The sequence below is a fragment of the Psychrobacter sp. T6-5 genome, assembly GCF_052258485.2.
In the GTDB taxonomy this organism is placed as follows: Bacteria; Pseudomonadota; Gammaproteobacteria; order Pseudomonadales; family Moraxellaceae; genus Psychrobacter.
Genome location: NZ_JBQQEY020000001.1, coordinates 1,532,807 through 1,545,754 on the forward strand (window position 1 = coordinate 1,532,807; position 12,948 = coordinate 1,545,754).

The 12,948-nt window shown below is 38.6% G+C and carries 21 protein-coding genes; 14 read left to right on the forward strand and 7 right to left on the reverse strand.

Annotated features, from left to right (window positions below; translation table 11 throughout):
• Positions 1–281 precede the first annotated feature (281 nt).
• From ACTXGK_RS21240 to ACTXGK_RS21250, 3 genes are all read left to right on the forward strand, one after another.
• Positions 282–530 (forward strand): hypothetical protein, encoded by a 249-nt coding sequence (locus ACTXGK_RS21240; RefSeq protein WP_443517126.1) that lies wholly within the window; start codon positions 282–284, stop codon positions 528–530.
• A 153-nt stretch (positions 531–683) separates the two neighbouring features.
• The gene (locus ACTXGK_RS21245; protein WP_443517124.1) at positions 684–929 is read left to right on the forward strand and encodes a hypothetical protein; all 246 of its coding nucleotides are present in this window, start codon (positions 684–686) and stop codon (positions 927–929) included.
• A 90-nt stretch (positions 930–1,019) separates the two neighbouring features.
• Complete coding sequence (locus ACTXGK_RS21250) at positions 1,020–1,196, forward strand: YdcA family protein (RefSeq protein ID WP_443517123.1); 177 nt, start codon at positions 1,020–1,022, stop codon at positions 1,194–1,196.
• Positions 1,197–1,308: 112 nt separating this feature from the next.
• Here the strand turns inward: ACTXGK_RS21250 and ACTXGK_RS21255 are convergent, their stop codons facing one another.
• The 7 genes from ACTXGK_RS21255 to ACTXGK_RS21285 all read right to left on the reverse strand — a co-directional run bounded on the left by ACTXGK_RS21255 (position 1,309) and on the right by ACTXGK_RS21285 (position 6,561).
• Entirely contained in the window at positions 1,309–2,436 is a 1,128-nt protein-coding gene (locus ACTXGK_RS21255; RefSeq protein ID WP_443517121.1) for a helix-turn-helix domain-containing protein, read from the reverse strand.
• A gap of 28 nt (positions 2,437–2,464) precedes the next feature.
• The gene (locus ACTXGK_RS21260) at positions 2,465–3,148 is read right to left on the reverse strand and encodes a hypothetical protein (protein WP_443517120.1); all 684 of its coding nucleotides are present in this window, start codon (positions 3,146–3,148) and stop codon (positions 2,465–2,467) included.
• Between the two features lie 757 nt (positions 3,149–3,905).
• Positions 3,906–4,760 (reverse strand): hypothetical protein, encoded by an 855-nt coding sequence (locus ACTXGK_RS21265; protein WP_443517118.1) that lies wholly within the window; start codon positions 4,758–4,760, stop codon positions 3,906–3,908.
• 68 nt (positions 4,761–4,828) lie between these two features.
• Positions 4,829–5,215, reverse strand: a complete 387-nt coding sequence (locus ACTXGK_RS21270; RefSeq protein ID WP_443517117.1) for a hypothetical protein — start codon at positions 5,213–5,215, stop codon at positions 4,829–4,831.
• A complete protein-coding gene (locus ACTXGK_RS21275; RefSeq protein ID WP_443517115.1) occupies positions 5,200–5,493 on the reverse strand; it encodes an excalibur calcium-binding domain-containing protein in 294 nt (97 codons plus the stop codon). The genes ACTXGK_RS21270 and ACTXGK_RS21275 overlap by 16 nt, the downstream gene beginning before the upstream one ends.
• Before the next feature lie 70 nt (positions 5,494–5,563).
• Entirely contained in the window at positions 5,564–5,791 is a 228-nt protein-coding gene (locus tag ACTXGK_RS21280; protein ID WP_443517113.1) for a kynureninase, read from the reverse strand.
• A gap of 125 nt (positions 5,792–5,916) precedes the next feature.
• On the reverse strand, positions 5,917–6,561 hold the full coding sequence (locus ACTXGK_RS21285) for a LexA family protein (protein WP_443517112.1): 645 nt from the start codon (positions 6,559–6,561) through the stop codon (positions 5,917–5,919).
• Between the two features lie 106 nt (positions 6,562–6,667).
• Here ACTXGK_RS21285 and ACTXGK_RS21290 point away from each other — a divergent pair, with 106 nt between their 5' ends.
• From ACTXGK_RS21290 to ACTXGK_RS21340, 11 genes are all read left to right on the forward strand, one after another.
• Positions 6,668–6,847: a Cro/CI family transcriptional regulator gene (locus ACTXGK_RS21290; protein WP_443517111.1), complete on the forward strand. Its 180-nt coding sequence runs from the start codon at positions 6,668–6,670 to the stop codon at positions 6,845–6,847.
• A gap of 65 nt (positions 6,848–6,912) precedes the next feature.
• Positions 6,913–7,395: a phage regulatory CII family protein gene (locus ACTXGK_RS21295; protein WP_443517109.1), complete on the forward strand. Its 483-nt coding sequence runs from the start codon at positions 6,913–6,915 to the stop codon at positions 7,393–7,395.
• A gap of 70 nt (positions 7,396–7,465) precedes the next feature.
• Positions 7,466–8,491, forward strand: a complete 1,026-nt coding sequence (locus tag ACTXGK_RS21300; protein ID WP_443517108.1) for a phage replication initiator YdaU family protein — start codon at positions 7,466–7,468, stop codon at positions 8,489–8,491.
• 6 nt (positions 8,492–8,497) lie between these two features.
• Positions 8,498–9,391: an ATP-binding protein gene (locus ACTXGK_RS21305; protein ID WP_443517106.1), complete on the forward strand. Its 894-nt coding sequence runs from the start codon at positions 8,498–8,500 to the stop codon at positions 9,389–9,391.
• Positions 9,388–9,750: a hypothetical protein gene (locus tag ACTXGK_RS21310; protein WP_443517104.1), complete on the forward strand. Its 363-nt coding sequence runs from the start codon at positions 9,388–9,390 to the stop codon at positions 9,748–9,750. The genes ACTXGK_RS21305 and ACTXGK_RS21310 overlap by 4 nt, the downstream gene beginning before the upstream one ends.
• Before the next feature lie 7 nt (positions 9,751–9,757).
• On the forward strand, positions 9,758–9,955 hold the full coding sequence (locus ACTXGK_RS21315; RefSeq protein ID WP_443517102.1) for a hypothetical protein: 198 nt from the start codon (positions 9,758–9,760) through the stop codon (positions 9,953–9,955).
• Positions 9,955–10,299: a DUF1064 domain-containing protein gene (locus ACTXGK_RS21320; RefSeq protein ID WP_443517100.1), complete on the forward strand. Its 345-nt coding sequence runs from the start codon at positions 9,955–9,957 to the stop codon at positions 10,297–10,299. Before ACTXGK_RS21315 ends, ACTXGK_RS21320 begins: the two co-directional genes overlap by 1 nt.
• 92 nt (positions 10,300–10,391) lie before the next feature.
• On the forward strand, positions 10,392–10,958 hold the full coding sequence (locus ACTXGK_RS21325; RefSeq protein WP_443517098.1) for a hypothetical protein: 567 nt from the start codon (positions 10,392–10,394) through the stop codon (positions 10,956–10,958).
• A 21-nt stretch (positions 10,959–10,979) separates the two neighbouring features.
• On the forward strand, positions 10,980–11,570 hold the full coding sequence (locus ACTXGK_RS21330) for a DUF2939 domain-containing protein (RefSeq protein WP_443517096.1): 591 nt from the start codon (positions 10,980–10,982) through the stop codon (positions 11,568–11,570).
• Positions 11,571–11,780: 210 nt separating this feature from the next.
• Positions 11,781–12,032 carry a hypothetical protein gene (locus tag ACTXGK_RS21335; RefSeq protein WP_443517094.1) on the forward strand — a complete coding sequence of 84 codons (252 nt, stop codon included), beginning with the start codon at positions 11,781–11,783 and terminating at the stop codon, positions 12,030–12,032.
• Positions 12,033–12,435: 403 nt separating this feature from the next.
• A complete protein-coding gene (locus ACTXGK_RS21340) occupies positions 12,436–12,855 on the forward strand; it encodes a hypothetical protein (RefSeq protein WP_443517092.1) in 420 nt (139 codons plus the stop codon).
• Positions 12,856–12,948: the final 93 nt, after the last annotated feature.

Genomic DNA, 12,948 nt, shown 5'->3' on the forward strand with positions numbered 1-12,948 from the left:
GATGTCGAGTCGAGAAGGGGCTTTTTATTGCCTAAAATTTGGTGTTGCCAGATAATCTAGGCTAGTTTTCTTCGTTGCCATGCACATAAGGTAACTTAACTTACTTTTTATGTCAAGAAAGAAAGTAAGTTTTCTTACTTATGTAAGCACAAAAAACTGCTTGATAGCGGCCATAGCCTCAATGCCTCTATCTAAAACTTCCAAGTTTAAAAACTTATATTACAAAAAATGAATTTATCTATAAAGTGTCGATTCGATTTAATAAACCATAAGGCTTAGCAATGATTATTGAACTAAAAGGTAGCGATTTAACTCAGGCTATGTTGGAGCGTGGCGATAGAATGGTATGGTGTGCTGTCAGTAATATTAGTGATAAGCATGCTATGGAAACAGTTGAGAGTGGCTATTACGAGCTGTTAGTGCCTATTGTGTCTTTTGATGATGGTTTTGTCTGTAGGCAAGGTAATTCATGGCGTCATGCTGTACCAATTAAAAAGTGTGAGCTCACTCAGGAAGACGTAGGTCTATAAATAACAATATTCATATAAAATTTAGGCACATATATTGCATTATCTTGATTGCCAGATTGAAACTTCTAAAGTTTCAGGGGCGGTCAATTAATTGCTTCTATAATCGCATTTGTTTGGCTTAACGAACATTGTCAGTGATTAGGAGTTAGAGATATGGATACGTTAATAGTAGGTAGTGATTTAGCTCGTGCAATGCTCAGAAATGGCCATAAAGAAATATGGTGTGCTGTGAGTGATGAGAGCGATGAAAATGCTATGGAAGATCAAGTCGGTAATGACTTCACGTCTCGCATTGTAGCTTTTAAAGATGGGCAATTCTATTGTGAAGGTGGCATGCCTTGGAAATACGCAGTACCAATTAAGATAGCTGCATTGACACGAGAGGCTATGATAATTTAAGAAATAAACATAAGTAAGATAATTATTGCTAATAGAATAGGGCGGTGATACATTCTAAGCTCACGTTATCTACCTATTAAGGCTATTGCTATGAAGCTATTATCAGCGTTTTTCGTATCTATGTTAATGATGGCGCCAGTAGTACAGGCGAATGCTCAGAACTACCCTTGCTCAAAAAGCATGGGCGGTGTGTCGCATTGCAAAGATGGTAAGTTTGTCTGTAAGAATGGCAAGATTAGCCAGTCTAAGAAGGTGTGTACTAGCTAGGGCTTGATAAGCTAATATGCAATAAAAAACCCACTATATCAGTGGGTTTCATAGTGAATAGGCAATAAAAAACTGCCATTAAGGCGGTTAATAGTATCGTGGTCAGTCTTATTTATAATATACGTAAACGTGGTTTGTTGATAATTTTCTCATTACTAAAGAATCCTTTTGGTAAAGCACAGAGTTTCTCCAATTCAATATCACTGTAAAAAGTCCTTTCAATCAGATCTGCTTTATCAAAGCCTCCTTCATTAAGAAGTAACTCTATAGTGTTCCTCATTAATTTCGGATATTCTGCTGGTGTTGTGTCATCAAAAGGCTCACTCTTTCTCCACTTACGATAGCTGTAATTCTTAAATAATCTTACTTTATAGTCATCTGAAACTATACCTAAATTATGATATTGCATAATCAACGCTGCAACTGACATACCCCAACGTTTTTTCTCAAGTAACAAGTTATCTAATGTTATGCTCCTAAACGATAAGGATAAAGCTCGCCTCGGAGCTAGGAAATGTGTAGCAAACAAGTGCGCTTGTCTCTCAACCTCTTTATAACGATTAGTAGTTTTTAGGCAGTCGTCTTTATTAAGGTTTTTATGCAATACAATATGGCCTAATTCATGTGCAATATCAAATCGACCTCTAAAAAAATTACTTTTATCTTCTGCTACCCAAATGAATGGACGATCAATCCATGTTGAAACACCATCCATACCTTGATGACCAATGTGTTCTTTGGCAACAATAATACCGTTAGACTCGATAGTTGCAATTAAGTTTTTAATGGGCCTATCTCCGAGCTTCCATAATAGGCGTAACTTGTTTGCGTACTGTTCGATATCGTCATCAGTCAGATTCAATGCTTGGGATCTGGTAGGGGATGGAATAAGATTAACTTCTGGATAATCGACCCACTCTTCAAGTGAAAAACTTATTTCTTTAAGCCAATTAAGCCGAGATTCTACAACTGCTCTCAAAGTTTTAGTGGCAGTTGCATTAGAGCGAAATTGGTATACTTTATCTTCAGTTTGTAGAGTTTTTAGTGCAAACCACTTTACTGGTAAACTTAGTACTTCCGATAGTTTGATAATTGTTTCTGCATCAGGATGGCTACTTCCAATCTCCCATTTACATATAGTACTTTTAGATTTTTCAATCATTTCACCTAATCCCTCCTGAGTCAAACCTCTTGCTTTTCTTGCCTCAATTAAGCGATTTGGATTAAATTGCTGCATCATGATTACCCCCGTTTTACTACTTACTGCATTACGCATTCTTAACTATCTTGTCGAGCTCAAGTAGTGATTTTTTCAGTTTTGATGTTGGATTAGGTTCAGTATCTTTAGTATCAGATACTGTTTCAATATCACTTATGACATCTTCTAGAGATACAGTTAAGTGAATATCTTTTAAGTCGCTGCTAGGAACAATGAACTTTATATAGAGCGTATCTAGAAAACAGATGTCTACAATAACTAGGATTTTACTTGTTATATAATTACTATAATTATCCGTAGTCATTGTAGTATTAGGTGTAAACAGATCGTCTTGCTTGAAATGCAAGTTTTCGTTTTGATTCTGTTTAGCAAGGTCCCTCATATATTTTGCTTTCCTCCACTCTTGACGAGTCACTGAACGTTTTGGTAGTAGTGCTATTCCTTCCAACTCAATTAGTGGAAAAAATGCACCTTTAGCTTCAGTTTCTACCAAGTTATATTTGATAGTAGTATTGTCGAATACATCGCAAGTAGCTTGTTGGATAGCAAAGTGTTCATTTTGACCTGTTGCAGGTCCTTTAATGTTAGGGTGAGACAGCTCTTGGAGTACATAGCGACTTACTGCATCAAGCTTTGCATATAAGGTGTCATGATAATCCAATATTATCTCTATAGGAATTTCATGGTGAATTGCTTTCAAAAGTTGTTCTTTAACATGCTCTAAATCTACCATAAGAAAAATTCCAGTAAAGTTTCGTTATTCGGAATAATAGCTAAAAAAGTTTCCTATAGCAATAGACTTTACTGGTTTTTTTGTATTGATAGAACTTAAGGGTTTGTTTTTTAGTGGTTTAATGAAAGAAGGTGTGGATTCGTTATAGTAAAGTAATAATTATTCTCAATATATGAGCTACTACCTACATATTTCCTTATTCGGAATTTTATATAGAAAAGTTTCTCTTATAAAGACTAATGTGTACTGGAGTGATAAGAGCTACAGGTGATAGATAAGAAAAAACCCACCGTGGGGTGGGCTATTGAATGGTTTCTAGTTGTAATGCCTTGTTCACTACCTTCCTAAATACTTTAGTACTTGAAAAAATTTAAAAGCAGTTCGAATAGAAGAAAACACAATAAGTGTAGATATAGATAGAACATATACAAATATATAAATTTGAAATGAAGAGTCAAATAAAGCAGCCATTAAACAAATAATAGCTACAAAGTAGAGAGTAGCTAATATGATACTACTGTTAATCAAGTTGTCATAATGACCGGTCTCAATTAAGGCTTTCATAAAAGTGCTGTTTATTACAGAAGCTATAATAGCTAACATAGTGAAAAGGAAGCCAAGCAGCGTAGCATATAGTGAAGCAAGAACTTTAGATATATCTATAATAAGTGTAGTTGGTATGTTTAAAAGGGGATCTAGGAAATAAAAGTATAAACATGAAATAACCAAGGCAATGATTATGAGTATTATGAAATGTCTAAAAAACTTCATTGATTTCATCTAATTTACCTAAATACGCTTTAACAAGGAAGTCGTAAACATCCTTATCAGGTAGATTTTCTTTTGCGTAATTGTACCCGTCATCTTGGTACTTAATTTTATCTGCTATTAGATCGATAGGTTCGCGCTCTCCATCTAAATCCTCAACTAAAATCTTAGCCTTTACTGCGCCACTAGAAAGAGCATTTTTTAAGACTGATTTAGCGTTCTTAATAGTGCCATGTTGCTTTTTATTAAGGTTGATATTAGCTTGAAATGAAATAGTGTCTGCTCCAGACCCTAATAGACTATCAAGAGTAGCGGCGCCCCAGTCATTACTATTATGACTGTTTATCACGGTAGATTTTACTGGAAATGCAACGTCAATTTTAACGACGCTACGATATTCTAATATACTATCAATAGACCCTTTTGACAATATCTGAGTAAGGCATACAGGTGACCCAAATGCATCGCGCAAGCACTTTTCGAGACGTTTATAATGATTGCCATGTTGGTTTCGAATATAAGCAATAATATCCTTATCAGCAAAATAAACTAAATGATTAGTTTCAAACTTTCCTTCATCAGCATTTAGTTTAATATCTCTTCCTTTGGTTCCAGTTTTTCCTACAGTGATAGGTTCTCCTGTACGAACTTTTCGAAAAATACCACCAATATGATTATTTTTTAAAGCCTTGAAGTTATAAAAATCTCGTTCATAATCATCTATAAAAGTTTTTGTATTTGCAATCAACTGCTTAAAGCATTGCTCTATAGAAACGAAGCTACTAGGAAGCTGAGCTTCTTTCTCCTTTGGTATATAAATCTTGTAAAAATCTACAGTTGCCATATTATAACCCTTAAATTACTCATACGTTTAATTCCCATAATCACTTATTATTAGGCGGATATGTAAACCTATCCATATACTTCATTACACGCCTTCAAACCAACCTCTATAGCCTCACTCAAATCAGCACCCTTCTTAATACTGTAAGGCACGTTTGGGGTCAGACGGTCTTTCTTCAGAGACTCTGCAGCCGCCTTATTAAGCGGCGTACCAATAGAAGAGTCTTCGATATAGCCGAAAGGTTGAAAATACACTTCAATGCCAAACTCTGGATAATAGACACATGATATCTCACCATCTGTAGTGAATGGGTAGGGCGTATCATGATCAACGGGCCAGAAAGCTTCATGCATCGTAACACTACCAGAAACAAATTGACGAGCGTAGCTATCATCTTGAGAAGGAGAGCATGCAAATAACGATAATGCAGCTATACTGATTAACCACCTGGACATATTGACTCGCATGGAACTCCGTCTTTGTCTCTATCTAGTCGTTTGTTACCACACTTCAATGCCTGCTTAGCTTGCTCACAATTAGCCATTTGGCCGCAGGTGCTAGGTAGGCCTTTGCATTGTGCACCACCATCACCCTTAGCGAATAGAGGGTGATCCACTTCGACAGATTCCTTCAAAACCGTATTGCTTTGAAATGGATTGTCTATCGTAGTAACGCCAGCATTGGACGACAAAGCGAACACAGATAGTGCCGCGGCTAGTATCAATCTTTTCATGAGTGAAGTCCTTTTCTGTGAATTATTCAAGTATTAATCGCTTGCTAGATTTACTGAGATATAAGCGTTGTCATTCATCCCACAAACTGCCATATATTCCACAGTTTCTTTCTATTGCATTCATGGTTTCCTCTGCATCATATTCGCCAGCACGCCACGCGTCTACGCTAACTTGAATGTATGAGCGGCAGTTACTAGGTAAGGCCGTCTCACCGTATTTAGGCTCACTATTAGAGTCATGACTACAAGCCAATATTGGTAATAATGAAATAAAGATCAATATTAGCTTTCTTTTCATAATCACATCCCTGTGTTATTCAAAGTCTATTGCTTCACGATACACGCACCAACCTAATGGCAGTGTGTCGACTATTGTAGCGTATTTAATAAAGTGGCATATCCAATAATATTCAAATGGCTTCATTATTTTCTCAATACCTGATTCCGCTGCACTGCTACGCCACAAATTGAAAAAGGAGTAAAGCGACTATCAATAATAGGAAAGTCTGGATTCGAAGGGATTAGTTGAGAATATTCCTCACCAGTAGCTTCGTCAAAACCACGAGGACGCCATTTTTTAAAAGTTACGGCCTTCTCACCTTTACGTAAAGCAATAACATAGTCAGCAGGGTTTGGCTGAATGTCTGGATCAATCAGCACTAGCTCCCCAGATTCAAAATCAGGCTCCATGCTATTGCCTTCCAGTCTTATCCAATACACGTTGACGCCAGCGCTACCTATAACTGGCTCAGATTCGTCTGATATTGCATCGTCATGATATTCGCAAAAAGACCCTGCTTGGACAAAGTTCAATACTGGCGCACGCCTAATTGGTTTTTCTTGGATCTTTTTGAAGTTATCACCATTGCCTGTGCCATGAGTTAGATACTCAACACTGCAACCAAAGTAGTTGGCCATTGCTTGAAGATGCTCAAGTTTTGGTGGGTTTTCATCATCCTCCCAATTCTTTATTGATGTCTTTGAGACACCTATTTTTGTACCAAGTGCATCACGTGCAAGTTTTTTTTCTTTTCTCAGTTTTAATATTCGCTGACCTAAAGTATCCATATTTTTTCCTTTCTTATAGGTAAGTTATCTTACCACTTGATAAGGTAAGTTTTCTGTGCTTTAATAGGTAACTTAACTTACTTTATTAACAACCGAGGTAACTATTATGACTAAAGAGGACGCGCTCAAAGTTGCTGACGGCTCTGTCAATGAACTTGCTCGTATGCTTGGCATTAAACATTCTGCTGTTTCCCAATGGAACGATGAAAAGATTCCTGAACTGCGTAAGTATCAAATCGAAGAAATTATTCAGAGACAACAGCAGATCGAACCAGAACCAGCCTAACCCTATATCAAAAGATACAAAAATATAGGGCTTAACAAAACGTTTTTATAGACAGGTACAACACGATGGACGTAATAGATGCAGCACACAAGACAGTGCACAACACTCAGCATGGCGGATCAACAGCAATCGCCGCACGAATGGGTATGTCTAGCAATGTACTGAACAGCAAGGTTAATCCTAATTGCGATACTCATCATCTGAGACTAGATGAGGCGTTGACGATCATGGAATTCACTGGTGATCATTCAATCATCCAAGCGATGGCCAGCCGATTAGGTGGGGTTTACTGTGAAGTGAATGGGGAAGCGACCAAAGATGAGTTGATCATGACGGCATTGTCAGCATCTGCATGCCAAGGCGATGTCATGACAGAAATGCATAAAGCATTGGAGGATGGACGCATAAGCTGCAATGAGCTTGAGAGTCTAATGCCGAAAATACAGAAAGCGATGTCCTCGCTGCAGTCGCTCAGGAACCACGTCAAGCGTAAGCATGCCAAGGACAATCCGCACTTGCAAAATAATCAAGGCAATAAAAAACCCTAATCAGGTGCAACTGATCAGGGTTTACCTACTAACCACTAAAGTATGAATAGTTAGAGACTGGAGTATAACTATGTTAGATACAGACATGCAAGAGATTTTAATGAGCGACTACCTGAGAGTGCCCACTCCAATCTTACAGATGCAACAAGTATTGAAGAATGCTAGCGCTTACGCTTGCCTTCAATTTATTTGGGCAAAGACTGGTGGTTGGCAGAAAGGTAAAGACACTCTGTCTTATTCTCAATTCAAAAATGACGAAAGATACGGTACCGGGTTAAGTGAAAAAACCATACAGCGCGCAGTTGAAAAATTGGAGGAATTAGGGGTGATAAACACCATTCCTAGTTTTAATCGCATGTATGAATATTCAATAAATTTAGAAAAGATAACTGCGTTAGTTGCCAATTTAGGAAGCAAGAAAACCGTCAAAGTCCGGTCAAATAGTCCTGACTTAACAAATTCAAGTCCGGTCATTTTGTCCTCTTATGCGGTCAATTTGTCTGCAAGTCCGGTCATTTTGTCCAGCAAGTCCGGTCAAATTGACCTACACACTATACCTTTTACACTAGACTTCTACACTAAAAAGATAAAGGCGCAAAAAAAGCTTTCTGTTTCTCAGTCAACAAAATCTGATAGTGACACGAAGAAAAAACCTCAAGCAAAAACCAAACCTGCTACGAAGAAAAAACCTACCTTCACAGCTAACGAATATCCAATCCCTGACTTTATCCAGAAGGAAGTTTGGATTGCATACAACGAAATGCGTAATAACAAGAAAAAACCTGCAACTGAATACGCTTGCAAACTTCTAGTCGACAAACTGACCGAATGGCACAACGCTGGTTTGGATATTCATCAGTCAATGAACAAATCAATCGTTGAAGGTTGGACAGATGTATATCAGCCAAAAACGCGCATACAACAAGCCAGCCAATCACCAGCTAACAAAATACGTACCACACCTGATCCTCTTGCAGTCAACGCGAAATGGGATGTACCTACGCAGATGACAGACGAAGAGAAGCAACGTTGGATGTCAGGCGAAGCGGATAGCAGTGTCTCTGTTAACAACAATAACAATCACTACTACGGGTAAATAATCATGAATACAGCATACGAAAATGCGTCACTCAGAAACCCTAGGCCTGAATTACTCGATGAAGCACATACAGCTGGTCGTCATAACGCACTAGATAACATCATGAGCCGTCTACCAACCTTCAACACCGTATCGGTTGAGACTGCGTGCCCAGTACACGGTAAGCAAAAATGGTGGGTCACAGAAGCTGTTGCCAACGCTGGTAATGTCCAGTGCCAAAAGTGTGTTTGGGAGCGTGATGCTTATCAAAGTAAGTTACAAAATCTTAAAACTGATTTACTCGCCAGTCTTGATATCCCAAGTGAGCATATCAACGCTGATTTTAGCAATTGGGCAATGATGGGCAATGATCAAACGCGTACGCGTATAGCCAATATCGTGAGTTTCGCCAAAGAGTATGCAGCAAACTACAGCAAAGGCCACGCTAATATTTTGCTTACAGGTAATACAGGTACAGGCAAAACCAAGCTTGCTTGTTTGATTGCTAATGAGATTGTACGTCAGCGTTACTACGCACAAATGACCGTCGCATTTAAACGCTCAGGACAGCTACAGCAGGAGATAAAAGCCACTTGGGATAAAGCTAGTGGTGACACTGATGTGGCTTATCTTGAGCGTCTGAGCCGTTCTACTGTTCTCATCATTGATGAAGTGGGCGAAGCTGATACTGGATTCAGTGATAAAGCTGCCAACAAAGATCGTGAGCGATTATCAGCAATCATCGATAGACGCTATCAATTATGCTTGCCAACAATTATCACCACAAACATGACCTCAGAAGAGTTCTATAAGCACATGGGTGATAGGGCAGCAGACCGTTTGAAACAGAACATGGTGGAGGTTGCTTGCGTATGGCCCAGCTATCGTATGCTGACCAGTCGAGTGAGAACGCTATGAGCGATATAGGTATGCGTGGCGCTTGGAAATTTGAGCAGTGGCTAGACAGACAGAAGATGGAAAAAGAGATAGCCGATGCTGAATATAAAACAGCTCACCCAGACCGCTATTTTGTCGCTTTTATCAAGCTAGATATGCCGCGCTCAAGTGCACCTGAGCATGTATGGCCTAGATTCATTAATGAAACATTTTTATTCGAGCAGCCCGACATGCCAGCACTAGATGAAGTTATGGACACAGCCAAAAAAGCGTGGGGCATTGCAGACAGGATTGAGGTGCTGAATTTCTACGAGATGAGCGAGGCTGACTACAAGGCATTTCTTGGTGATGAGTCAGGCTGGACTGTCATAGACGAGTGAAAGGGTTATGAAAACCACAAAGGACACCAAGGTCATCTATCTGCAAAAAGCCTATCGACCAAAAACAGGTGTTTATCAGGGATGGACGGGGAAATTAAGAGTGGTTGCTGGGGATCCGTTCCATGACGACTATGCCCAGTGGGACGAACAAGGCCAAGCAATTGATCATGAATATGGTGATATTAGTTTAAAGGATGGTGAGTGATGAACAAAAACATACAAGCACTAGGTCGCATGAAAACAGGGAAGATGAACAACACTGAGAAAGCCTATGCCCATCATTTGGAGATGCAGCGGCGAGCAGGTGAGATCTCTTATTACTCTTTTGACGGTATCAACCTACGGCTAGCAGATAACACATTCTACAAACCTGATTTCTTAGTGATGCGCTCAGATGGTCAATTGGAGATACATGAAGTGAAAGGCCAGTGGACTGATGATGCACTTGTGAAAATCAAAGTCGCTGCTGATAAGTTTCCTTTCAAGTTCATTGCAATCATGAAGCAGACCAAAAGGAATGGCGGTGGTTGGGATATTCGGGATTTCTAACGTATAGAAAAGTATAGGTGCAGCCGTGATTAGCAAACCGCTGACAATGATGTCAATTCACATGATTACTGATAAATTGAGGTTGAGAATAAATGGATAAAATACTGAGTCAACGATTTGCCACAAGCCCGCGATTAGAGTTGCAGGATGGTGATTGGTTAAAGCAGGGCATGGGTGCCAAGACGGTTAAGTTTGATATTGGCCAAGGCGGTTTGCCTCCTGAGGTTAATTGGGAAGACAAAGCCGCGGCTATTGGGTTGATCAAGAGCAAAACAGGCAAGGCATTAGCTTCTCTCTTAGTATGGGGTGACAATGAGCTGTATGACTGGTCAGAGTCGTTTGATGACGTGGTTAATCATTTAGCAGCTAACATGATTAAATACTGCTTAGAGGACGACAGAGGCGCACCCAAGTCTAAATACACGCTTAATGAGCTGGCGTATAAGATGGCACGCATGACACTGCATTTTGAGTTATATAACTTGTGGCCACTGTATTCAGTTGAGGGCCGTTTACTCTTTAGCGGTATCGATATGTCAGCGAGCTCGTACAGTCAGATATGGTCCAAGTATCAAGAGAGAATGCTGCATGATATTGACTACCTAATGAGCTTTATTAATCAAGATGTGGCTAACTATAGATATGAGTTAAATGATTAATGACCATGGAATAATAAAAACATGACTATAGTTGACTATAACTATGTTAAAGTAATGTTTTTTTATGTTAAGGAATTGTCTGTGAAAAAAGTACCTATTTTAATTGCTAGTTTACTGGTCCTGATAGCTGGCTATCTATATGCATCACCTTATTTAGCATTAAATGGTATAAAAAACGCAGTTCAAGAACAAGATGCCGAAAAGCTTTCTAGTTACGTTGATTTCCCAAGTGTAAAGCAAGGAGTTAAAGAACAGTTCAAAGCCAAGATTGCTAAAGAGATGGTCCTTGAAGATAATAACAATGGTTTTGAAGCGCTAGGCTCAATGTTTGCTACAGCAATGATAGATCCGCTAGTTGATGGTCTCATTACGCCAGAAGGAATAGCAGCTCTAATGGCAGAGAAAAAGGATCAGAATTCTACAGAAGCTACTACACAAGAAGAATCAAACGAATCTGACGATTTAGTATATGAAACTGGTTACGATTCCTTCAGCGACTTCCATGTTAACCTTGGCAAACCGGAAGTTGATAAAACTATAAAGGTTATGCTACATCGTGATGGATTAAGCTGGAAAATAGTTGATATAGACTTTCCCTTAGATGATTTCTAGTAACCAAACACTGCCAATATTTCCAAGATAGTTTTAATACTTGACCCTTGCCGACAGTTGATGCTATATTTCTCACACTGGCAATTGTAAGTGATGCCAATCTGATTCAGGCGCTTAGTTAATCTTAAGCGCCTTTTTTGTACCTGAAACATTGACAAATGTTGTATAGCCTCCATCAATATATTGAATGCATTTAACTATGGAGTTTATATGTCAGATTCAAAAGAGCGTCACTTTTTGCTGAGTGTTATGATTCCCCTTAATGGCGAGAATCATATAAAAAACTATCATTATGTCATACCAGAAAATACGACATTACCCGATATGAGAAAGATCAGATATAATGTTAGAAATTCACTTCGGCCCACTCCAAGGACGATCGATATCTTAGCAATTAGCGAGATTCCTGAAGAAGATGCCCAAACTCTTTTTGCTGGTATAGATCGTAAATTTACTTTCTAGCCATATATTTATTAGTTTGAAAAATTAAAAAACAATGTGAAAGCCTACCAAGAGTTGGGCTTTTTTTACGTCTACAATTTGCCCAATATGTGATTTTCCATATTGGGTTTTTTCATGTCCAAAATTTAGCAGGGATGCTAACTATGTGCGATTTAACCAACCAACAGGCTTATGATTACTATCATGAGGTAACCGAGTCGTGCGCCAAAGCTTATTGGTTACAGTTTCTACGAGACAGAGCCAATAGAGGCGTGGAAGGCGCCCAAGGTTTTGTAGATAAGATTAAATTATGCAATAAGTCCAATATTTAAACTATATTTTCCGTTTAGCCTCTTGAAATGCTACTCCTAACCTCAACATAAGTTAGCTTAATAAACAATTTTTCAACATGGAGTGTGATGCAATGAGTAATGACGTAACGTTTGAGGAATTAGAAAAAACAGCTTTGCAGTTTGCTTTAGCAGAATTTCAAGGGAATATATCAGCAGGTCATTTTTCTTCTGCTGCGGCTATAAATGAAAATTCCATGAAAAAAGCTATAGAGTGGCATTCAGCAAAAACAAAACGTTTAGAGATATTTTATAGCAATCCTACTAATCGTGCAGATTGGAAGAAAAGACAAAATGCAAAAATTATTATGCCAGACATTGAGAATGATGATCTTAGGTTAGTAAAAGACCAAATATATTGGGTTGTCCCAGCTATTAAAGGTCGTGGGGCTATTTATGCTAAATTCATAGGATATGACGGGCTTATTGCTGAATTTATGAACACAGATGATAGTCAAGATTATTTCGCTGTAGAGGAAATAAAAATTAATTAAATCTAAAAATTCCATAATAAAAAACCTACCACTTGGTGGGTTTTTTATTGCCCATCATATTTTATTAACCCTTTTGCCTCCCTTGATTGGACG

Bases quoted from the DNA above. Each gene is read 5' to 3' on its own strand.
- ACTXGK_RS21240 (WP_443517126.1), top strand. From the start codon at position 282: ATGATTATTGAACTAAAAGGTAGCGATTTAACTCAGGCTATGTTGGAG.
- ACTXGK_RS21245 (WP_443517124.1), top strand. From the start codon at position 684: ATGGATACGTTAATAGTAGGTAGTGATTTAGCTCGTGCAATGCTCAGA.
- ACTXGK_RS21250 (WP_443517123.1), top strand. From the start codon at position 1,020: ATGAAGCTATTATCAGCGTTTTTCGTATCTATGTTAATGATGGCGCCA.
- ACTXGK_RS21255 (WP_443517121.1), bottom strand. From the start codon at position 2,436: ATGATGCAGCAATTTAATCCAAATCGCTTAATTGAGGCAAGAAAAGCA.
- ACTXGK_RS21260 (WP_443517120.1), bottom strand. From the start codon at position 3,148: ATGGTAGATTTAGAGCATGTTAAAGAACAACTTTTGAAAGCAATTCAC.
- ACTXGK_RS21265 (WP_443517118.1), bottom strand. From the start codon at position 4,760: ATGGCAACTGTAGATTTTTACAAGATTTATATACCAAAGGAGAAAGAA.
- ACTXGK_RS21270 (WP_443517117.1), bottom strand. From the start codon at position 5,215: ATGTCCAGGTGGTTAATCAGTATAGCTGCATTATCGTTATTTGCATGC.
- ACTXGK_RS21275 (WP_443517115.1), bottom strand. From the start codon at position 5,493: ATGAAAAGATTGATACTAGCCGCGGCACTATCTGTGTTCGCTTTGTCG.
- ACTXGK_RS21280 (WP_443517113.1), bottom strand. From the start codon at position 5,791: ATGAAAAGAAAGCTAATATTGATCTTTATTTCATTATTACCAATATTG.
- ACTXGK_RS21285 (WP_443517112.1), bottom strand. From the start codon at position 6,561: ATGGATACTTTAGGTCAGCGAATATTAAAACTGAGAAAAGAAAAAAAA.
- ACTXGK_RS21290 (WP_443517111.1), top strand. From the start codon at position 6,668: ATGACTAAAGAGGACGCGCTCAAAGTTGCTGACGGCTCTGTCAATGAA.
- ACTXGK_RS21295 (WP_443517109.1), top strand. From the start codon at position 6,913: ATGGACGTAATAGATGCAGCACACAAGACAGTGCACAACACTCAGCAT.
- ACTXGK_RS21300 (WP_443517108.1), top strand. From the start codon at position 7,466: ATGTTAGATACAGACATGCAAGAGATTTTAATGAGCGACTACCTGAGA.
- ACTXGK_RS21305 (WP_443517106.1), top strand. From the start codon at position 8,498: ATGAATACAGCATACGAAAATGCGTCACTCAGAAACCCTAGGCCTGAA.
- ACTXGK_RS21310 (WP_443517104.1), top strand. From the start codon at position 9,388: ATGAGCGATATAGGTATGCGTGGCGCTTGGAAATTTGAGCAGTGGCTA.
- ACTXGK_RS21315 (WP_443517102.1), top strand. From the start codon at position 9,758: ATGAAAACCACAAAGGACACCAAGGTCATCTATCTGCAAAAAGCCTAT.
- ACTXGK_RS21320 (WP_443517100.1), top strand. From the start codon at position 9,955: ATGAACAAAAACATACAAGCACTAGGTCGCATGAAAACAGGGAAGATG.
- ACTXGK_RS21325 (WP_443517098.1), top strand. From the start codon at position 10,392: ATGGATAAAATACTGAGTCAACGATTTGCCACAAGCCCGCGATTAGAG.
- ACTXGK_RS21330 (WP_443517096.1), top strand. From the start codon at position 10,980: ATGACTATAGTTGACTATAACTATGTTAAAGTAATGTTTTTTTATGTT.
- ACTXGK_RS21335 (WP_443517094.1), top strand. From the start codon at position 11,781: ATGTCAGATTCAAAAGAGCGTCACTTTTTGCTGAGTGTTATGATTCCC.
- ACTXGK_RS21340 (WP_443517092.1), top strand. From the start codon at position 12,436: ATGAGTAATGACGTAACGTTTGAGGAATTAGAAAAAACAGCTTTGCAG.